Here is a 20675-nt window from a genome sequence, read left to right as displayed (position 1 = left end):
GCGGGGGCGGGACCGCCCCCGCCGCACCCTTCTCACCGGTCGTCCGGTTCGCGGAGAGCGGCGGCGAGCCCGGCCACCGTGGGCTGCCGGAGGAAGCGGCGGGGCGTCACCCGCCCCAGTCCCTCCCGCGCGAGCGACCCGAGCATCCGCACCGCGAGCAGCGAGTCACCGCCGAGCGCGAAGAAGTCGGCGGTGCGTTCCTCCACCGAACAGTCCAGCAGCTTCCGCCAGTGCGCCGCGACCGCTCGTTCCGTGTCGTCCCGGAGCGGTCCCGGTTCCGCTCCGCCGGCCGCCGCCGCGGGTACGGACAGGCGCCGGCCGGACGCCTGCCGGGCCGGCCCGGCCTCCTCACCGTCGACCGCGTCGGGCAGCTCGACCACGGCGGCCCAGCCGTCCGGTTCGACCAGCGATTCCACGGTCGCCATGAGGTCGGCGAACATCCGGTCGACGTCCGCTCCCGCGAACAGCTCCTCCACCAGCGAGAAGACGACCACCAGCTCGCCGCGCAGCTCGAACAGCCGCACCTCCAGGGCCACCTGGGGCGTGCGCAGTTGCTGATGGTGGCTCAGCAGGTCGATCGCGCCCAGCGGCCCCGCCTCCTGGGGCACCTCGCTGCCCAGCGCCGCGTCCACACCCAGGGTGGACTGGAAGACGACGGGTGCCACCGGACGATGGGTGCCCCGGCGGCGGCCCAGTTCCCGGGAGACCTCCACGCCGGTGATCAGATTGTGGGCGAGCGCGTCGCCGATGTCCTGCTGGGCGCGGCCGGCGAGGTCGGCGAAGACGGGGGCCGCCGGCAGGTCGACCGGCAGGAGCATGGTGGAGGAGAAGGCTCCCACCAGGCGGGACACGTCGGGATGGAGCGGGAGCCGGTTCAGCTGGAGGGTGTTGAGCAGGAAGCGGCGGTGGCCGCAGGCCCGGGCGACGGCGGCGGCGAAGGCGGCGAACATCGCCGCGGACGGGGTCACCCCGTGCTCGGTGCACAGTCGGCGCAGCTGTGACCAGCGCTCCGGGTCGAGCACCGCCTGTCGGGTGCCCATCAGGGTGGGGCGCACCTCGGCGGGGTCGGCCACCAGCGGCAGGGCCGGCGGCAGCGGGAAGTCGTCGAGGCGGTCCCACCACCAGTCGCGGTCCTGCTGCCACGCCTCGGTGCCGGGCAGGTCCCGCAGGGTCGTCACGTAGTCGCCGTAGTCGATGTCCAGGGGTGCGAGGACGGCGTTGTAATCGGAGACCAGGGCGAACAGGTCGCGGTAGAAGACGCCGGAGGACCATCCGTCGATGATCAGCAGGCTGGTCGAGGAGTGCAGCCGGGCGCGGTCGCCGGGCATCAGCGTCAGGCGCATGTCCAGACCGCAGCCCCGGGACGGGTCGGGGCCCTCGGTGCTCATCTCGTGGCGTGTCTCCGCGAGCCGGGCCGCGGCCGTCTCCTCGTCGGCGTCGCGCAGGTCGGTGACCCGGAGCCGCGGTACCGCCTCCGGGTCGTCCAGGGGCAGGATGCGCTGCCGACCGTCGGGCAGGATGCGGGCCCGCAGGACGGCCTGGTGCTCGGCCAGGCGCTCCAGGGCGTCCTGCAGCGCCTCGGGGGCTTCGTCGGCGTCGATGTCCTCCAGCCCGATGTCCACGTAGTGGTGTGCGGAGCGGTAGGACAGCTCCCAGGCGTCCTGCTGGCCCACGAAGTAGCCCTGCTGGAGCGGCAGGAGCGGGAACGGCGCGTCCGGGTCCTCGCGTCGGCGCAGGTCCAGGGGCAGTGGGCGCAGGACACCCGTTCCCGATCCGGTACTGCGTTCGTGGACGAGGGCGGCGAGCTGCGCGGCGCTCTGTTCGACGCGGACGTCCGCCAGTGCCAGCGGCGTGCCCAGCCGTTTGCGGAGCATCGCGGCCATGCGGACGGCCAGGACGGAGTCGCCGCCCAGGCTCAGGAAGCTGGCGTCCGCCGGTACGGCGGCCAGGTCGGTCTCCAGGGCGTCGGCCCACACGGCGCGGACGGCGTCGACCAGGTCGGCCGAGGTCTGCTCGGCGGTGTGCTCGGATGCGGATGCGGGGGTCAACAGGGGGCTCCAGTCGGGTCGGTGGGGCGGATGACGTCGTCCACGGCGTGGATCCGTGGCAGGGGCAGGGCAGGGGGAAGGCGGCCGGCGAGCGCGGCACGGACGCGGCCGGGATCCGGGCGGGCGCCGTGTGACCTGACACGGCCGGCGACGACGCGCTGGCCCGCCGCGGCGAGGGGATGCTCCTCGTGCGGCAGAACGGGCAGCGGGTCGAAGCCCGCCGCGTCCAGTTGCCGTGCCCATTCCCCGGCGGTGAGGAAGACCCGGTCCTGGCCGGCCCGCAGGTCCGTGAACCACTCCTGTTCGCCGGGCGCGGGCGACATCAGCAGGTACATGGAGGTGAGCGCCTGGTAGTGCTCCTGGCACGACTCGACGAGGACCAGCAGCCCGTCGGGCGCCAGCAGTTCCCGCAGGGCCGCCAGACAGCGTCCGACGTGCCGCGCGTTGTGCAGGACGTTCGCCGCCAGGACGACGTCCTGGGATTCCGGCTCCAGGCCCTGTTCGAGCGGATCGGCCTGGATGTCGAACAGGGCGTGCCGCAGGCCGGGGCGGTCGCCGAAGACGTCCCTGGCCGTCCGCAGGAAGAACGGGGAGACGTCCGTGAACAGGTAGGCGACGGGCGTGTCGCCCAGCGCCTCCAGGACGGTGCCGGTGGTGCCGCCCACGCCGGCGCCCGCTTCGAGGACGCGCAGGGGTGCCGGCGTCGTCCGGCGGCGGGCCTCGCCGACGATCAGGGACGCGGCGGCGTGGTTGGCCCAGCGGCTGGGGACGCTGTCGCGGTAGTTGCCCTGCGCGGTGCCTGTCTCCCCGTCGGGGAAGAGGACCTCCTGCAGGGACGCGCGGTCCCGGAGCAGCAGCGGGAGCCGTTCGGCCGCGGCCCGGAAGAAGCGGGTCATGGAGGCCGGGTAGCCCAGCCCCGCGCAGGCGCCGTCCAGCTCGCGCAGGGCCCGGGCGTGGTCGCGGCGGTCCGGCACCGCGAGGGAGTGGTGGCGGCCCGTCGCCGCGTCCAGGTGGAGCCGGCCCTCCGCGGTCAGGGTGCGCAGCCAGCGCCGTACGATCCACGCGTGCCGGGGAGCGACCGCCAGGGCTTCGAGGATCTCGTCGGTGCGGGGCCGGCCGCCGTCGCGGAACAGACGGGTCCGGTCCAGTACCCGGGCCATCGTCAGCAGCGCCGTCTCGTCGAGCCGCCGCATCAGCGCCGGGAGAACGGTCAGGCCGGTACCGCGGACGGCGGCGTCACCGGCGTCCGCGGCCCGGCCGGCGGCGCGGGCGTCGTCCCGGCCGGGACCGGACGACGGGCGCGCCACCGGAGGCGGACCCGTCACCAGCAGGGCGTCCCGCCCGTCCCCGCGCACCAGCTGCCAGTCCGTCACGCCGGGCAGCCCGGTGAGGCTCTCGTCGGTGAGTGCGCCGTTCACGCGCGGCCGTCCTCGACGACGTCCACCACGGTGATCGCCGGTGGCACGGTGTCCGGCTCGGCCCGGCGCAGGTGGTCGCGCAGCACCTCGGGCAGACGGCGCCGGACGAACAGGGGGAACGGCTCGTGGGCGAGCGGGCCGGAGGACGCCGGGAGGTCCTCGGCCGCGGCGGGCGCGCAGTCGGCGGGAGCCGCCACGGCCAGCGCGCGCGGGTCGGCGACGTCGAGCAGGACGGCTGCGTCCGCTCCCCGCAGTGCCTCGCGCAGGGCGTACGGGGTCACCGCCCCGGGGGCGTCGTGGAGCAGGGCGTTGGGGATGCCGTGGACGACGACGGGAGCGTCGGCGAGCGCGTCCCGCAGCACTTGCCGGACATCGCTCCCCCGGTGTCCGTCCCAGGGCGTCCGGCGCACGCGCCGGGCCCCCGGTCCGTCGGTGTGCGGGCCGACGCGCAGGACGATGTCGTAGCGGTAGCGGGTGAGTTCGGTGTCCTCGGCCATGGTGCGGGCGTGCACGCCCATGCGGACCGGACGGGGCTGGGCGGCGACCGCCGCGGCGACGGCCGCCGGCGTGAAGGACAGTTCCTCGTCCGCCTCGGCGGCGGCCGCGGCCCTCGCGGCGATCGTCGTATCGTCCGCCTCGGGGTCCCGGGCCCGTTCCAGCCGCCCGAAGTGGTCGAGCAGCAGGCCGGAGTGCCGGATGTCCCCCACGATCACGGTGCCGCCGTCCTCGACCGTCGACAGCGCCCCGTGCAGGACGGTGGTCAGGTAGGCCAGGTCGGGGAAGCACTGGGTGACCGAATTGAACAGCACGCAGTCGGGGTCCGCGCCGGGGCCGAAAGCGGCGTCCATGGCGTCCCGCACCCGGGGCGCGGCCGTCTCGTGGGCGGCGGCCCGGACGAACGCGGTGCGGGGCAGACCGGCGGCGGCGAGGCGGTCCACCGCGACCTGGGCGACGTCGGTGCCGGCGTACCCGTCCAGGTGCGGGTGCAGGCGGTGGGCGAGCAGACCGGTGCCGCAGCCGAGTTCCAGGAGCCTTCTCGGGCGCTGGGCCAGGACGAGGTCCACGGTGCGGTCCACCCAGTCCCGCATGTGGGCTTCGGGCAGCGGTGCCCCGGTGTCGGAGGCCCGCCATCCGGACAGGTCGAGGTCGTCGGCGTGCCGGCCCTCGGCCGTCTCGTACGTCCACTCGTAGACCTCGGCCCACTGTTCGAGGTGTTCGCGCATCAGGGGGCCCGGTTCGGGTGCGGCGGTCACGGCGTCCGGGTGCGGGACGACCCGGACGCCGCCGTCGGGGGCGGGGCGGGCCCGGGCCACCCAGGGATGGGCGGCCAGCAGGTCCGTGATCCGGCCGGTGTGTTCAGCCGTCGTGTGGTCGGACACCGGAGTGCTCCGTTCTCTCGTCGAGGGGGTGGTCGGGCGTCGTGTGCGGTGGTGGGGCCAGGCGGCGCCCGGTCAGGTGGAGGACGCGGTCGGCGCGGGCGGCCGTGCCGGCGTCGTGGGTGACGGTCAGGACGGCGGGGCCGTCCGCCCGCAGCCGGTCCAGCAGGTCGAGGACGAGTCGTGCCGAGTCCGGGTCCAGGCCCGCGGTGGGCTCGTCCAGCAGCAGCACGTCGGGTCCGGCGGCGAGCGCCCGGGCGAGGACCACCCGGCGGCGCTGGCCGCCGGAGAGCTCCGCCGGTCCGCGGCCGGCCAGCTCGGCGGGGAGGCCCACGGCTTCGAGGAGTTCCCGTACGCGTTCCCGCCCGGCCGCCGCGGTCGTGCCGTGGAACACCTTCAGCGGCCGGGCCACCGCTCGGCCGACGGTGTGCGCCGGGTTGAGTTCCGACACCGTGTCCTGTCCGGCCAGTTGGACGGCGCGCAGCATCCGCCGGTCGCGCGAGCGGGTCCCGGCGGGCAGCGGGCGCCCGTGCAGCAGGAGTTGCCCGGCGGCCGGCGGGCGGCGGCCCGTGAGGGCGTGCAGCAGGGTCGTCTTCCCGCTGCCCGACCGTCCCGTGACGGCCAGCCAGCCGCCCGCCGGCAGGTCCAGGTCTCCGGCGTCGAGCAGCGGTGTGCCGTCCGGGGTCCGCAGGGTCAGACCCCGCGCCGACAGCACGGGCGCCGGGGACGGGTCGGGGTCCGCCGCCGTGCGGGGCGGACGCCCGGCCCGTGGTGGCGCGGGATCGGCGGCCGGGCGCAGCGGCTCCTCCCACGGGGCGCGTGTCATCCGTCCGCGTACGGCGGCGGTCGTACGTGCCGCGTGCCGCGCACCGGCGTCCGTACCGGAGGCCGGGCGCGCGCCGGCGGCGAGCACCAGTGTCCGGTCGGCCAGCTCCGCGGCCAGCCGGGCATCGTGCGTGACCAGGACGACGCACCGGCCGGGGCTCCCACGGCGGGACCGCACCTCTTCGGCCACCAGGTCGGCCGTCGCGCGGTCCAGTGCCGAGGTCGGTTCGTCCAGGACGAGCAGTTCCGGATCGGCGCACAGGGCCCGGGCCAGGGCGACCCGCTGGGCCTGGCCGCCGGAGAGTTCCCCCGTCCGCCGGGAGGCGAGCCCGGGCGGAAGGCCCAGTCGGCGCATCAGGGTCTCGACCCGCCGGGCGCGGGCGGCGGGGTCACCGGTGAACTCCTCGCCGATCAGCCGGTCCACGCGCCACAGCGGATTGAGGGCCGCGCCGGGGTCCTGCGCCAGCCAGCCGCACCGGGCACGCCGCCACCGCCGTGCCGCCCGGCCGGGCGGCACGGCCGCACCGCGCCAGCGCACGGTGCCCGCCGCGCGGTGCAGTCCGTCCGGGAGGACGTCGAGCAGGGCGCGCAGCAGCGTGGATTTACCGGCACCGGACACGCCGGTGACGGCCAGCACCTGCCCCGGACCGACGCGGAGGCCGACCGGTGGCAGGACGGTGGCTCCGTCGAGAGCGCGGCGAACGGTCAGGCCCTCGACCGTCAGCAGCGGGGCACCGGTGGGAACGGACTCCTCATGGTCATGGACCGTCATGCCGCCTCCCCCGGGGCACGGGCGGCCGTCCGGGCCGCCGCGGCGAACACCCAGGCGCAGCCCGCCAGGGGGACCGCCGGCGCCAGCAGCGCCCAGGGGTTGAGTGCGGCGCCGGGCAGGTTCTCGCTGAGCATCAGGGCCCAGTCCGGGTCCGGGGGCTGGGGTCCCAGACCGAGCACGGCGAGGGTCGCGGCGATCTGCAGTGCCGTGACGAGCCGGAGCCCGGCGTCGGCGGCGACCAGACGGCGCAGGGCGGGCAGCACCTCGTGGAGCAGCACGGCGGGGGTGCGCTCGCCGCGCTCGACGGCGGCGTGCACGTGCCCGCTGCCGCGCAGTTGCGCGCACTGCGTGGCGACGACCCGCGCGGTCAGCGGCGCTCCCGCGAGCACCGACGCCACGACGACCGCGGTCGCCCCCGGCAGTGCGGTGGCCAGCACCAGCGCCAGGACCAGGGCGGGAACGGCCAGCAGCAGGTCGCACAGGGCCCGTACGGTGCGGGCGGTACGGTCGCCCGACCACCCCGCGGCCAGGCCGAGGCCCGCGCCGCAGACGACGGCGGCGGCCGCTGCGAGCAGGGACACGGTCAGGAGCTGGGTACCCCCGGCCAGGACCCGGGACAGCACGTCGCGCCCCAGGGCGTCGGTGCCCAGCGGATGCCGTCCGCCGGGCGGCGCCCAGGGGGCGGCGACCGTTCGCTCCGGTGGGTGCGGAGCGGCGTACCGGCCGAGCGGCACGCACACCAGCAGGGTGAGGGCCGCGGTCACGGACACCGAAGGGCGGGCGGTTCGGAGGAGGAACGGCAGAGGAGTCCCGGTCATACGGTCCTCCCCGCCGCCGCCACCGACGGGCCGGGTTCCCCCGGCACCGTGGTGCGACGGGCGGCCAGGTCGGCCAGGAGCATGCCCAGCAGCAGGACGGCGGCCGGCAGGAGGGCCGCGGCCTGCACGACGGGGACGTCCCGCACCGCGACGGAGGACACCAGCAGCTGCCCGGTGCCCGGATAGCCGAACAGCGTCTCCGCCAGGGCGGTGCCCGCCACGAGACCACCGGCCAGCAGGGCCGTCACCTGGAGCGCCGGCGCGTACAGGAAGGGAAGGACGTGCCGGCGCAGCACGAGCGGGGCGGGCAGGCCGCGCAGCCGCGCGTCGGCCACGTGGGGCCGGCGCAGGACGTCGCCCAGCGCCCCGCGCAGCAGGACGGTGGCGAACGCGGCCGAGGGCAGCGCCAGGGTGAGCGCGGGCAGCACCAGGAGCCGGGGGTCCGCCAGCGGCGAGCCGCCGGGCGGCAGCAGGGACACGGGGGGCAGCCAGCCCAGCAATCCGGCCAGGACCGCGCCGAGCACCGCCGCGTGGACCGGCTGCGGCACGGCGGCCAGTCCGGTGGCGGCCGAGCCGCCCCGGCCGCCGCGCAGGTACGTGACGGCCAGGGCCGTCGCGGTCAGCAGCACGGTGACCGCCAGCGCCGCCGCGACCAGGACGGCGGTGGCGGGCAGCCGCTCGGCGAACAGCGTCGCCACGGGTCTGCCGCCCGCCAGCGAGTGTCCCAGGTCCCCCCGGACCAGGCCGTACAGCCAGTCGAGGTAGCGCACCGCGGCCGGCCGGTCCAGCCCGAGGCGTTCCCGCTCCGCCGCGACGTCCTCCTCGGTGGCCCGGCCCGCCGTCCTCAACTCCCCGGCGTCACCGGGGAGCAGTTCGGTGGCCGTGAAGACCACGGCCGTGGCGGCGACGGCCAGGGCCGCGGCCCGGCCGGCCGGGCGCAGGGCGCGGCCGGCAGCGCGCGGGATCACTCGGCCATCCACACCTGGTCGATGAACATGCGCTGGAACCCGGGCCCGTCGGGCAGTCCGCGCACGCCCGGCGCGGCGAGGTCCAGGCCGTCCCCGGTGCCCCAGACGACGTAGCCGCCGTCCTCCCACAGCTCGCGCTGGATGCCGGAGAGCAGCTCCTCGCGGCGCGCCTCGTCGGCGGTCGACATGGCCCGGGCGAAGCCGTCGTCGAAGGTCTCGCTGCGCCAGGCGGTCTCGTTGGTCGGCGAGTCGGACAGCAGCCCGACGCGGACGAGGTCGGGGAAGGAGATGCCGCCGTAATAGCCGGTGTAGAACGCCTTCTTGGCGTAGACGGCGGTCCAGTAGGTGTCCGCCGGCTCGACCTTCACCTCCGCGTCGACGCCGATGTCGGAGAGCTGCTGGGCGTAGAGGGTGGCCGCGGTGTCCATGCCGGGATAGGACGTGGTGGTGTGCAGGGTGACGGACAGTCCGTCGGCGTGGCCCGCCTCGGCCAGCAGCTTCCTGGCCTTCTTCACGTCGCGGGTGCGCTGCGGCAGGTCGTCGGGGGCCGAGGGGTCGTAGGGGGTGGGGAGGTCGTTGGCGACCTTGCCGTAGCCCAGGAACACCGTGTCGACCAGGGCCTCGCGGTCGGCGGCGAGGCGGAACGCCTCACGGACCCTGGGGTCGTCGAACGGCTCGGTGTCCAGACGCATGACGAACGGGTACTCGGTGACTCCGTCGCGCCGGACGACCTGGGTCTTCGCCGGGGATCCGGCGCTCCTGACCGCGGCGGGGCTGACGCTGCCGGCGACGTCGGCCTGCCCGGAGGCGACGGCACCGGCCCGTGCCTGCGGGTCGGCGACGGCCTGGATCTCGATGCGGTCCAGGTGCGGGCGCTCTCCCCACCATGTGTCGTTGCGGGTCAGGACGGTGGTCTGGGCGCCGGTCCGCTCCACCCGGTAGGGGCCCGAGCCGGTGACGGGACGGGAGAAGTCCTCGGTGCCCTCCGGGACGACGAAGGTGACGGACTCCAGGGCCCGGGGCGCGTCGGCCATCGGGGCGCGGGTGGCCAGGACGACGGTGTGCTCGTCGGGGGCGGTGGACTTCGCCATGTCGAAGTCGGCGAGCCGGCCGTAGTTCTCGGCGGCCTTGCCGCCGATGCGCCGCAGGGAGTACAGCACGTCGGCGGCGCGCACCGGCTCGCCGTCGGTGAAGCGGGCGTCCTCGCGCAGGGTGAGGGTCCAGCGGTCCATGGCGTCGTTGGGCTTCCACGACGTGGCGAGCCGCGGCCGGGTCCTCCCGTCCTCGCCGGGGACGGTGAGGACGTCGTACGTCAGGGCGAAGCGCAGGACGTCGGACTCGTTGCCGAGGCCGCCGTGCGGGTCGTCACTGGCGGTGGCGGGCGACCCCGCGACGGCGTACCGCAGGGTGCCGCCGTCGACGGGCGCGCCGGTGCGGGAGGCCGGGGTGTCGGCGGCGGGTGTGCCGGAGCAGGCGCTCAGCAGCAGGGCGCCGACCGTCCCGAGGGCGGTGAGGACGGATCTGCGGGACAGGGTGCTGCGGGATGACGGGTGCTGGTGCATGGTTGCTTTCCGCGAGGGGTTCGGGGGCAGGAGTGGCTGCCGGGCTCACCGGCCGGTGTGTACGGCGGCCAGCGCCCGGTCGATCAGGGCGGCGGTCCGCCGGACCGCGGGGTCGTGCAGCAGGGAGTAGTGGTGGCCTTCGACGGTGTGTGCGTCGACGGGGCCGCTGACGTGCGGCAGCCAGCCGAGGGCGGGCAGGTCCGCCGCGTCGTCGACGCCCATGCCGACGCCGGCGTTGTGCGGCGCGGGACGGGACGCGGCGATGAGCAGCAGTCGGGTGGCCGGGTCGGTGAGGTGTCCGGCCCTGTGGTCGGCCAGCGCCCGCAGGTGGCGTTCGAAGACCTCGAGGCGGGTGTCGGCGGTGTCCCGAGGGCCGAGCAGGCCGGCCGCTCGCAGCCGTTCGGTGACGGCCCGGCGTACCGCCGCCGGGTCCGGGGCGGTGCGGATCGTCTCCGCGTCCGGGCCGAGGTCGAGGTCGAGGAACGCCTCCAGCGAGCGCAGGTAGCGGACGGCCGCGAAGGCGGTGTCCTGGGCGCGGTCGGTGCCGCCCAGCGCCCGGATGCGGTCGGGGGTGTTGGAGTCGATCAGGACGAGGAGGTCGGTCCGCTCGCCGCGTCGCTGGAGTTCCACGGCCATCTGGTGGGCCACGGTGCCGCCCATCGACCAGCCGCCCAGCAGGTAGGGGCCCCGCGGCTGGTGGGCGCGCAGCGCCGCGAGGTAGCGGTCGGTCGTCTCGGCGATGGTCCGCGGCCCGGTGCCGCCGGTCAGGGCGGGGTCGGTGAGGGCCACGACGGGCCGGCCGTCGGTGAGGAGACGGGCGAGTTCGCCGTAGCACAGTACGTCCCCGCCGGAGGGGTGCATCAGGAACAGGGGGCGGTCGCCGTTGCCGTCGCGCAGCAGCATGGCCGCGTCGGTGTCGGGGGCCGGGCCGGGAACGGTCCGCTTCCTCGCGGTGGGTGCCGGCCGCCGCGGTTCGCGGGCCGGGGCGGCGGGCGCGGTGCGGGGCTCCTCGGTGTCCCATGCCCGCGGTGCGTCGGCCAGCCGGCGCACCCGCTCGGTGTAGGCGGCGAACGCCGCGTCCGCCTCGTCGGCGGGCAGGGCGTTCTCCAGGACGTCCCACTGGAGCAGGAGCGCCCCGTGCTGCTCGATCACCTGGTGGTCCAGCCAGGTCTGCGGGGTGCTGCTCACGCCGTACACCGGTGTGCCCGCCCAGTCCAGGTCGTGTCCGCCGCCGAGCGGCCCGGACAGGCCCAGGGCGCTGGTGAAGACCACGGGAACGGACTCGGTGCGGCCGGTGCGCGAGGACTTCTCGGCCAGCAGGTCGAGCGCGGAGAACTCCCGGTGGTCCAGGTCCTCGAAGAGGGTGCGCTGGGCCCGTACGGCGGCGTCGGCGAAGCAGCGGGTGTCCGAGCGGTCCACCTCGTGCAGCATCAGCGAGGTGAAGTCACCGACCACGGCGTCCGCCCCGGGAAGGTCCGCGGGCCGGTCGAAGAGGGTGAGGGTGACGGCGAAGCCGTTCTGCCCGGACCACTCGGCGAGGGCCTCGCCGTAGGCCGCCAGCAGGACGGCCGTGGGGGTCAGCCCGCGCCGGGCGGCCTCGGCCTTGAGGGCGCTCCAGCGGTCCGGCTCCAGACGGGCGGTGCGCCGGGCGAAGCGGGGCCGCTCTCCGGGACTCCCGGTCCGGACGGGCAGCGCGGGTGCGCCGGGCAGGTCGTCCAGCCTGGCCCGCCAGTAGGCGGCGGCCCGCGCGTGCTCCGGGCCCTCGGCGCGGCGCTCGAGCGCGGCCACACAGTCCGCGAAGGTGGTCTCCAGCGGCGGCAGTCGGGCGTCGGGGTCGTCGTAGAGGGTGCGCAGTTCGCGGTCCCAGATCAGGTAGCTGGCGGTGTCGCACACCAGCACGTCCACGTTGACGAACAGCCGGACGACGTCGCCGGGCAGTCGGGCGGCCCTGATGTCGACCAGGGGCCAGCGGCCCGGGCGGGGTTCGCGGCGCACCATGCGGGTGCGCACGCGCTCCAGCTTCCGGGCTCGCTCGGCGTCGTCGTCCTCCGTCAGGTCCTGCACCCGGATCCGGTAGTGGGGCACCTTGTCGAGCACCCGGTTGCGGCCTTCCGGTGAGACGACCGCGCGCAGCATCGGATGGCGGGCGACGACCGCGTTCCACGCCGTTTCGTAGCGGTCGGTGTCCAGGCCGGGACAGTCGTACTCCAGGTGGAAGGAGCACGGGACGTCGCCGAGGCGGTAACCGCCCGATCCGCCGACCCAGTAGGCGTGCTGCACCCGGGTGAGGGGGAACTCCCGGGGGCCGTCCCCGGATTGCGGAGACGGACCGCCCCCGGTCCGGGGCGCGGCGGGAGCACTCCGGGATTCCCCGCCGGGCAGCATCGGGGCCAGGGCCGCGATGCTGGGCCGGGCGAGCAGGTCCTGCAGCCTCAGGTCGGCGCCGTGGTCGTCGCGCAGCCGGGCGAGCATCCGGGTGGCCAGCAGGGAGTGCCCGCCGAGGGCGAAGAAGTCGGCGTCGCGGTCGGTGACGGGGAAGCCCAGCAGGTCCGACCAGACCTCTGCCAGGAGGGTCTCCGCACCGGTGGTGAATCCCGCACCGGCCGGCGGCCCGGCCGCGGGCGTGCCGGGAGCCGGTGCGACGGAGGCGGGTACGGCGGTGGGCGTGCCCGCGGTGCGGGGCGCGAGGTCGGCCGGCGAGACGGCGACGGAGGCCGGGGCACGGCCGTCGGCCGCGAGCGCCAGCAGCCGGTCCACGGTGCGCATGCCGTCCGCCAGACCGATCGAGTGCCGGGAGGCGACGGTGCGCTCTCTCCGGCCGGGCCCGACGCGCCAGCCGTCCCAGGCAACGCTGATCCAGCGGGGTGCGTCCGGGTCCGTGTGGTGCTCGTGCTCGGCGAGGGCGTCCAGGTAGCGGTTGACGGCGGCGTACGGGGCGAGGCCGAGGCCTCCGACGAACGCCGTGGCGGAGGACATCAGCAGGACGGTGGCCGGGCGGCTGCCGGGCGGGAGGCCGTGCACGGCGCCACGCAGCGCGAGGGCCGCGGTGACCTTGGCGTGCGCGTGCGCGCGCACGGCCTGCTCCTCGGTGGTCCGCAACGGCGCGACGGCCGCGGAGGCGACCACGCCGGCGGCGTGCACGACCAGGTCCAGCGGGCCGTCGCGGTCGGTCAGTTCCCGCAGCAGTTCCGTCGTGGCGGCGGTGTCCGCGGCGTCCGCGGCACGGACCTCGATGTCGGCGCCGGAGTCCCGCAGGACCCGGATCGTCTCCGCCCGTTCGGCTTCGGTGCTGCCGGGGGCGGGGTCCGGGGGGAGCCCGGTGCGGCCGGTCACCACGACCCGCCGTCCGGAGCGGGCCAGGTGCCCGGCCAGGGCCAGGCCCACGTCCCCGAGTCCGCCGAGGATCACCGCCGTGCCCGTCCCGCCGTCGGTGACGGCCGGGCCGTCCGTGTCCGGCGCGGGTGCGGACGGCCGCCAGGGGGTGATGCCGCGCGTCCAGCGGTGCCCGCCGCGCAGGGCGCACTCGATGCCGTTCGGGCCTCCCGCCAGCAGGTCGGCGGCCTCCGCCGGCACGGTCCGTACGTCGTCGGCGTGCGGCGGGCCGGCCGGCAGGTCCACCGAGCGCCAGCGCAGGCCCGGGAACTCCTGGGCGAGGACGCGGGGCACGGCGAGGCCGGCGGCGGCATGGGCGGCGGGCCGGTCGGTGCTCTCCACCTGCTGGGCGTTGTGGCTCAGGTGCAGCAGGCAGGTGCGGTGCGCCCAGGAGGCGGCGGCCCGCGCCACCTGCGCGTAGTGCAGGACCGACGCGCTGACGGTTTCGGCCGGGTCGTCGCCGGTGTCACCGTACGGGCCGATCACGACGATGCCCTCGCACGGGGTGCCGGGGTCCCGGACCGCCTCGTCGAGGGTGACGGTGCCGGCCCCGGCGGCGGCGAGCGCGGCGCGCACCCGCTCGGCCGAGGGCGAGCCGGGAGGGCCGGCCACGAGCCAGCGGCCCCGCAGTGCCGGCCGGTCCGCCTCGACGGGGGGCGTGCGCCGCCAGACGGGCAGGTGGAGGGGCTCGGACTCGTCCGGGACGGCCTGTCCGGCAGCGTGGCCGAGGCCGGCCACGGCACCGGGCTGTGCGGCGGCCGGCGGATCGATCCACAGTCTGCGGCGCTCCATGGGCAGGCCCGGCAGGGCGACACGGCGTCGTCCCGGGCGGTGCAGGGCCGCGGCGTCCAGGTGGACCCCGTGCGTCCACAGCTCTCCGGCGGCCGCCAGCAGCGCGGCACGTCCTCCGGCGGGCTGCTCGCGGTCGGGGAAGGCGGCCAGGGTGGCCAGGAGCTGCCGGTGCCCCTGCTGACGGGCCAGTTGGAGCAGTGCGCCGCCCGGCCCCGCCTGGACGAGGACGGCCGGCCCGTCGCCCAGGGCGGTGGCCAGGGCGTCGGAGAAGCGCACGGTGGAGCGCAGGTGCGCCACCCAGTGGTCGGCGCCCGGAGCGGTGTCCAGCAGTTTCCCGGTGAGGGTGGTGGCGAGCGGGATGCCGGGGACACGCGCCCGGACGGCCTGGGCGGCCGTGCGCAGTTCGGGCAGGACCGGGTCGACCAGGCGCGAGTGGGCGGCCGCGTCGAGGGAGAGCCGCACGGTGCGCTCGCCGCGTGCGGTCAGGGCCCGCTCCGCTTCGGCCACGGCCGGCGAGGGTCCGGACACCACGCAGGACCGCGGGCCGTTGACGGCGGCCAGATCCAGTTCCGGGTGGTCGGCGAGCAGGGCCAGGGTCTGCCGCTCGGTCAGCGGGACCGTCAGCATCACTCCGCCGCCGGCCGCCCGGGACATGCCGCGTGAGCGGACCGCCACCAGTGTCGCGGCGTCGGGCAGGGACAGGGCTCCGGACAGCACGGCGGCCACGTATTCGCCGAGGCTGTGACCGACCACCGCGTCCGGTTTCACGCCCCAGGAGCGCAGCGTGCGCGCGGCGGCGAGGGAGACGGTGAACAGGGCGGGCAGTCCGTGGGCGGGGTCGCGCAGCAGCCGGCGTGCGTGCTCGTCGGACGGGTCGGCGGTGATCAGCGCGGTGAGGCCGGTACCGGTCCCGTCGTCGAAGAGGTCGGCGCACTCGCGCACGGTGCGGTCGAACTCCTCTTCCTCTGCGCACAGTTCGCGTCCCATGCCCGCGTACTGCGCTCCCCCGCCGGGGAAGGCCAGCACGATCCGGGGCGGGGTGGGGCCGGGACGGCGCCGCGGGGCGGCGCGCAGGGCGCGGCCGTCGGTCTCCGCCGTTCCGGTGATCACGGCGGCGGCGCGGTACGGCAGCGTCGCGCGGCCGGTGTGCAGGGTGTGGGCCGCGTCGGCGGGGTCGACCGACGCGGTGTGCAGGGCGGTCGCGGTGGCCTCGGTGAGGCGGGCGAGGGCGTCGTCGCGGTGCGCGCTGAGCAGGGCGAGCTGCGGGCGCGGATCGGCGGGCGGTTCCGGCCGGACGGGGGCGCTGCCCAGGACGACGTGGCAGTTGGTGCCGCCGATGCCGAAGGAGCTGACGCCCGCGTACCGGGGCCCGGTCCAGTCGGTGGTCTCGTGGACGACGGTGAAGGGCGAGTCGTCCAGCCGGAGATCGGGGTTGAGGGGCAGGGCGTCCAGGGTGGGCGGCAGTACGCCGTGGTGCAGGGCGAGGACGGTCTTGGCGAAACCGGCGATGCCGGCGGCCGAGTTGGCGTGCCCGATGTTGCTCTTGACCGAGCCCAGGGCGCACCAGGCCGGGCCGGTGTCGCCGAAGACGCGGCGCAGCGCGGCGACCTCGACGACGTCGCCGAGGCGGGTGGCGGTGCCGTGGGCCTCGACGTAGGTGATGTCCCCGGGCGTGAGACCGGCCACGGCGAGCGCCTCGGAGACCGCACGGGCCTGTCCGCGCGGTGAGGGGGCGGTGAAGCCGGTGCGGTCGCCGCCGTCGTTGTTGACGGCGGAGCCGTGCAGGACGGCCAGCACCGGGTCGCCGTCGGCGAGGGCGTCGCGCAGCCGCCGCAGGACGGCCACGCCGACGCCCTGGGTGTGCACGATGCCGGTGCCCTCGGCGGAGAAGGTGCGTACGTGCCCGTCGGCGGAGAAGATCCCGTCGGGGACGTGGAGGTAGCCCCTGCCCTGCGGGACGATCAGGGAGGCGCCGCCGGCGAGGGCTGTGTCGCACTCCCCCGCCAGCAGGGACTGGGCCGCCAGGTGCACCGCCACCAGCGAGGTCGAGCACGCGGTGCCGACCGCGACGGCGGGTCCGGTGAGCGCGAGGCGGTGCGCGACGTGCAGGGGGAGGTAGTCGGCCACACCCGCGAGGGCCGCCTGGAGGCTGCCGACGGGATCGGTGGCGGAGGCGGCGTACCGGTCGGCGAGGTTGCGGGCGAGGTAGTCGCTGTGGGCGGCGCCGGCGAAGACGCCCACGGCGCCCGCGCCGGCACCGCCGCCGTGTCCGGCGCTCTCCAGGGCGCGCAGGCACGCTTCGAGGAAGAGCCTCTGCTGGGGGTCCATCACGGCCGCTTCGGCGTCGGTCAGGCCGAACGGCTCGGGGTCGAACCGGTCCTGTTCGTCGATGACCCCGCTGACGGGTATGTGGGCGGGGTTGGCCAGCAGCCCCGCCGGGACGCCGCGTTCGGCCAGTTCCCGCTCGCCGTGCCGGGTCAGTCCGCTGCGGCCGCCCACGAGCAGGTCCCAGTAGGCCGCCGTGTCGGGGGCTCCGGGGAACCGGCAGTCCAGGGCGGTGACCGCGATCAGGTCGTCGCCGGCTTCGTGGTCGGGCCGGGGCATGTCCGGCATGTCTCTCCGGGAGGACGTCGGTTCGGTCATCGTGTGGTCTCCTCGGCCAGGGCGCGTGCGGCGACGCGGGACGTTCTGCGCGTGGGCCGTTCGGACCGCCGGGGCACGGGGGGCGTCACGGTGTCGGCGGCGGTGGCAGTGGCGGCCCGGTCGGTGTCCTGGGCGCTTTGGGCGGTGATGCGGGCGGCCAGGGCCGCGACGGTGGGGTGCTCGAACATGTCCGCCAGTGCGAGCCGGGGCGCGATGCCCTCCCGGAGCCTGCGGTGGGTGAGGACCAGGGTGAGGGAGGTGGCCCCCAGCTCCTTGAAGGTGCTGTCGGGCGTCACCGGCACGTCCGTGAAGTCGGCCAGGATGCCGGTCAGGGCCTCCAGTACGGCCGGTGCCACGGGCGCGGCCGGGCCCGGCCCGCGATGCCGGGGCACCTGGTCCGGTCCGGTGCCGTGCCGTTCCGGGGCCGGGGCGCCGGGCGCCGGACCGGTGGACGGGGAGGATGCTGGGGAGTCCCCTGCCCGGGGGCGGCAGACCACCTCCGCCAGTCCTCCGGGTCCCAGGAGCGGAACCGCGGCTTCGCCGTCGGTGGTCCGCGCCACGTGCCGGAGCCATCGGGCCGACGCCTCCAGCGCCTGGTCCGGCCGGAGCCGTCCGGGCCGGACCACGACGGCTGCCTCCAGGCCCAGGGCGGTCGCCTCGGCCAGCGCGGCGGCGACCCAGTCCCCGCCCGGGGCGGACTCGGCGGCGGATCCGGCCGGGACCGTACGCGGTGCCGCGGTGGGTCCGTCCTCCGCCGCGGCGACCGGGGCCGGCCCGTCGGCACCGGCGGTCCGGTCATCGGTGGGTGCGGCGGTCAGCGCCGCGTGGTCGATCTTGCCGTTGGCCGTCACCGGCAGCTGGTCCATGATCACGAACCGGCCGGGCACCATGTAGTCGGGCAGCCGCTCGCGCAGGACGTCCGCCAGCTCCTGGGCGGTCGGCGCTTCGCTCGCGCCCCGGGGCGACAGGTGCGCCACCAGGCGCGGCCGTCCGTCGGGGCCGCGCACCGACGACACCACGCACTGGCGGACCGCCGGATGGCGGGCCAGCACCGCCTCCACCTCGCCCAGTTCGATGCGGTGCCCGCGGATCTTCACCTGCCGGTCCACGCGCCCGAGGAACTCGATGGTGCCCCCGGCGGTCCACCGGCCGAGGTCCCCGGTGCGGTACAGCCGCCGGCCCAGCACGGGGTGGACGGCGAACCTCTCGGCGGTCTGGACCGGATCGGCGGTGTAGCCGCGGGCCAGCCCGTCGCCGCCGATGAACAGCTCCCCCGCCTCGCCCACCGGGCAGGGCGCGCCGTCCTCGTCGAGGACGAAGAAGCTCTGGCCGCGCAGCGCCCGGCCGTAGGGGATGCTGCGCCACCCCGGATCGATGTGTCCCACCGGATACGTGATGGACCAGATGGACGCCTCGGTGGCTCCGCCCAGGCTCATCACCTCCGCCTGCGGTGCGAGCCGGCGCAGCCGGTCGGGCAGGGTCAGGGGGATCCAGTCACCGGAGAGCATCACCAGGCGCAGGGTGCGCAGCGCCCCGGCGGCCTCCTCCGGCTCCATCTCCGCGTACTCGACGAGCATTTCGAGCAGGGCGGGCGCGGTGTTCCACACGGTGACGCCGTGCCGGCCGGCCTGTTCGAGCCAGTGCTGCGGGTCGCGCTGCCGGGCGGGGTCGGGCAGCACCAGACAGCCGCCGGCGCCGAGGACGCCGTAGACGTCGAACACGGACAGGTCGAAGCTGAGCGCCGACAGTGCCAGCACCCGGTCGTCGGGACCGAGGGCGAACCGGTCGACGATGTCGTCGACGGTCGTGCGCGCGGCCCGGTGCTCGATCTCCACGCCCTTGGGGCTGCCGGTGGAACCCGAGGTGAAGATGGTGTAGGCGATGTCCTCGGGACGTGGGGCCGTGAGCGGTGCCGCGGGGGCGGCGGAGCCCGCGGCGGTGCGGACGGGGCGCCCCGCGGCGGTCAGCCGGTGGACGGTGACGCCGTCGGGCCAGTCGGTCCGCACACCGCGGCCGGTCAGCGCGTGCCGGACCCCGGCCCGCTCGCAGACGGCGGCGATCCGCGCGGCCGGCCAGGAGGGTTCGACCGGCAGGTAGCCCGCCCCGCTCAGGCTGACGCCGAGTACGGCGGTGATCTGCGCGGTGCCCTTCTCGCAGGCGACGGCGACCATGTCGCCGGGCCCCACCCCGTGTGCGGCCAGCAGTGCCGCGGTGGCGGCGGCGTTGTCCGCGAGGCGGGCGTGGGTGACGGTGGTGGAGGAGGTGCGCAGGGCGGGCCGTCGCGGATGCCGCCGGGCCGCGTCGGTGACCGGATCGTGCAGCAGGGGGCCCGCGTTCGGGAAGGGCACGGCGTCCAGGGGCTCTTCGGGGTGGAAGGACGGGTCCCAGCCCAGGGCGGTGTCGTGCCAGGCGTCGGGGTCCGTCAGGGTGTGGAGCAGGCGTACGAAGGCGTCGAGCAGGGCCGGTATCCAGCCGTCGGGGAACGCCCCCTCGACGGCGTCCCAGGCCAGGCGGAGGCGTCCGCCCTCGTCCCACACGATGTGGTCGAGCAGGACCTGCGGGGTCTGGGAGATGCCGTACACCTCCTGTCCGATCCAGGACGCCGGGGGCTCCCCGGCGCCCGCGAGGCCCACCCCGCTGGTGAACACCACCGGGTGGCCGGGGGCTCCCACCGGCGGCGAGTCCTGCCCCCGCAGTTCCCTGAGCACCTCGACACCGGACACGGACCGGTGGTCCAGGTCCTCCCAGAAGCGGTGGTTGACGGCGGTGGCGTAGTCGGCGAAGCCCTTCCAGTCGGCGGGGTCGAAGCGTGGCGTGCCGACCAGGGCGGTGGTGGTGAAGTCGCCGACCACCCCCTCGGCGCCGCCCTCGTCCTCCGGGCGGTCGAACAGGGTGGTGTTGAGGCAGATCCGTTCCCCGGCTCCCCACCGGCCGAGGACGACGGCGAAGGCCGCGAGCAGGGCCGCGGTCGGCGTGACCGCGTACTCGGTGCACCGTGCTCGCAGCCGGGTCCAGGTGTCGGCGTCGAGTTCGGCGGCGGAGCGGACGAAGCGGGGCGGGGTGGTGTCGGCGGGGTCGCGCAGCAGGGGCAGCCGTGGCGACGGCGGCAGCCCGGGGGCTCGTTCGGCCCAGTAGGCGTGGTCGCGGGCGCGCCGGGCCGCCCACTCCGGGTCCCTCGAGCGGGCGCGCTGGAGGTCGGCGAACCGGGCTGCCGGCTCGGGAAGCCGGTGGTCGGGGTCCGCGACGAGGCGGCCCCACTGACGCATCAGCAGCATCCAGCCGGTGAGGTCGGTCAGGAGCACGTCCACGCCGACGTGCAGCCGGGTCCGCCCGTCGGGCAGCAGTGTGGCGTGGATGTCGAACAACGGCCACGACTCCGTGGGCCGGTTCTGGTGGGAACGCTCCCGCCGCTGGGCGGACAACGTTTCCCTCACCTGTTCGGCGGACTCGCCCCGCAGATCGGTGACTCCGATCCGGTAGGGGCCGGGAGCGGCCGCGATGCGCTGGCGGCCCCGGTCGTCCACCGTCATGCGCAGCATCGGGTGGTGATCGACCAGTCGGTTCCAGGCCGCTTCCAGCCGGGCCACGTCCACGAGCGGGTCCGTGTCGCCGGGTGTGCGGTCGTACTCGTGGTAGTAGAAGGTGGCCACTCCGCCCAGCGGCATGCCCTCGGCCCGCCCGGCCAGATACGAAGCCTGAATGGGTGTCAGGGGGAAGTCCTCCCCCTCCGTTTCCCCGCCGTTCCGCACACCGCCGGGTTCCTCCGCCGCACGGCCCTCGGCGCCGAGGGGCCCGGGATCGGTGGCCTTCTCCGGTGTGTGACCGGCGAGCAGGCGGTCCGCCACCGCACGGGCCGTCGCGCCGTCGCCCAGGAGGGCGGTCAACGGCAGGTCCCGGCCGGTGCGTTCGCGGATCCTCCGCCTCAACCGCACCGCGGTGAACGATTCGAGCCCCAGGGCCGCGAGCGGAGTCGTCCGTGGGACCTCGTGGGGTGGCGTGCCGAGGACTTCGGCGATGCAGTCGATGACGCGGGCAAGGAGGTCGTCGCTCGGCACAGGCTGGTCCATCCGGTCTCCGTCGA

Annotated in this window: 9 protein-coding genes; all 9 read right to left on the bottom strand. The window is 76.1% G+C overall.

The features are described from left to right. Positions 1-32: 32 nt before the first annotated feature. From ACF1DX_RS32590 to ACF1DX_RS32550, 9 genes are read right to left on the bottom strand one after another with little or no spacing between them, the layout of a single operon-like run. Positions 33-2048: a condensation domain-containing protein gene (locus ACF1DX_RS32590; protein ID WP_391794762.1), complete on the bottom strand. Its 2016-nt coding sequence runs from the start codon at positions 2046-2048 to the stop codon at positions 33-35. Further along, complete coding sequence (locus ACF1DX_RS32585) at positions 2045-3466, bottom strand: class I SAM-dependent methyltransferase (RefSeq protein ID WP_391794761.1); 1422 nt, start codon at positions 3464-3466, stop codon at positions 2045-2047. Before ACF1DX_RS32585 ends, ACF1DX_RS32590 begins: the two co-directional genes overlap by 4 nt. Then, a complete protein-coding gene (locus ACF1DX_RS32580; protein ID WP_391794760.1) occupies positions 3463-4845 on the bottom strand; it encodes a class I SAM-dependent methyltransferase in 1383 nt (460 codons plus the stop codon). Before ACF1DX_RS32580 ends, ACF1DX_RS32585 begins: the two co-directional genes overlap by 4 nt. Then, positions 4823-6439 (bottom strand): ABC transporter ATP-binding protein, encoded by a 1617-nt coding sequence (locus tag ACF1DX_RS32575; RefSeq protein WP_391794759.1) that lies wholly within the window; start codon positions 6437-6439, stop codon positions 4823-4825. Before ACF1DX_RS32575 ends, ACF1DX_RS32580 begins: the two co-directional genes overlap by 23 nt. After that, complete coding sequence (locus tag ACF1DX_RS32570; RefSeq protein ID WP_391794758.1) at positions 6436-7257, bottom strand: ABC transporter permease; 822 nt, start codon at positions 7255-7257, stop codon at positions 6436-6438. The genes ACF1DX_RS32575 and ACF1DX_RS32570 overlap by 4 nt, the downstream gene beginning before the upstream one ends. Further along, on the bottom strand, positions 7254-8225 hold the full coding sequence (locus ACF1DX_RS32565) for an ABC transporter permease (protein ID WP_391794757.1): 972 nt from the start codon (positions 8223-8225) through the stop codon (positions 7254-7256). The genes ACF1DX_RS32570 and ACF1DX_RS32565 overlap by 4 nt, the downstream gene beginning before the upstream one ends. Continuing rightward, positions 8222-9787 carry an ABC transporter substrate-binding protein gene (locus ACF1DX_RS32560; protein ID WP_391794756.1) on the bottom strand — a complete coding sequence of 522 codons (1566 nt, stop codon included), beginning with the start codon at positions 9785-9787 and terminating at the stop codon, positions 8222-8224. The genes ACF1DX_RS32565 and ACF1DX_RS32560 overlap by 4 nt, the downstream gene beginning before the upstream one ends. 45 nt (positions 9788-9832) lie before the next feature. Continuing rightward, positions 9833-16594 (bottom strand): SDR family NAD(P)-dependent oxidoreductase, encoded by a 6762-nt coding sequence (locus ACF1DX_RS32555; protein ID WP_391794755.1) that lies wholly within the window; start codon positions 16592-16594, stop codon positions 9833-9835. Then, positions 16591-20661, bottom strand: a complete 4071-nt coding sequence (locus ACF1DX_RS32550) for an amino acid adenylation domain-containing protein (protein WP_391794754.1) — start codon at positions 20659-20661, stop codon at positions 16591-16593. Before ACF1DX_RS32550 ends, ACF1DX_RS32555 begins: the two co-directional genes overlap by 4 nt. Between the last annotated feature and the right edge of the window lie 14 nt (positions 20662-20675).

The organism is Streptomyces sp. NPDC014676, from assembly GCF_043084105.1.
Taxonomy (GTDB): Bacteria; Actinomycetota; Actinomycetes; order Streptomycetales; family Streptomycetaceae; genus Streptomyces.
The sequence above is the reverse complement of the archived record's forward strand: the minus strand, read 5'-3'. Positions and strand labels throughout refer to the sequence as shown.

Bases quoted from the DNA above. Each gene is read 5' to 3' on its own strand.
- ACF1DX_RS32575 (WP_391794759.1), bottom strand. From the start codon at position 6,439: ATGACGGTCCATGACCATGAGGAGTCCGTTCCCACCGGTGCCCCGCTG.
- ACF1DX_RS32570 (WP_391794758.1), bottom strand. From the start codon at position 7,257: ATGACCGGGACTCCTCTGCCGTTCCTCCTCCGAACCGCCCGCCCTTCG.
- ACF1DX_RS32560 (WP_391794756.1), bottom strand. From the start codon at position 9,787: ATGCACCAGCACCCGTCATCCCGCAGCACCCTGTCCCGCAGATCCGTC.
- ACF1DX_RS32555 (WP_391794755.1), bottom strand. From the start codon at position 16,594: ATGACCGAACCGACGTCCTCCCGGAGAGACATGCCGGACATGCCCCGG.
- ACF1DX_RS32550 (WP_391794754.1), bottom strand. From the start codon at position 20,661: ATGGACCAGCCTGTGCCGAGCGACGACCTCCTTGCCCGCGTCATCGAC.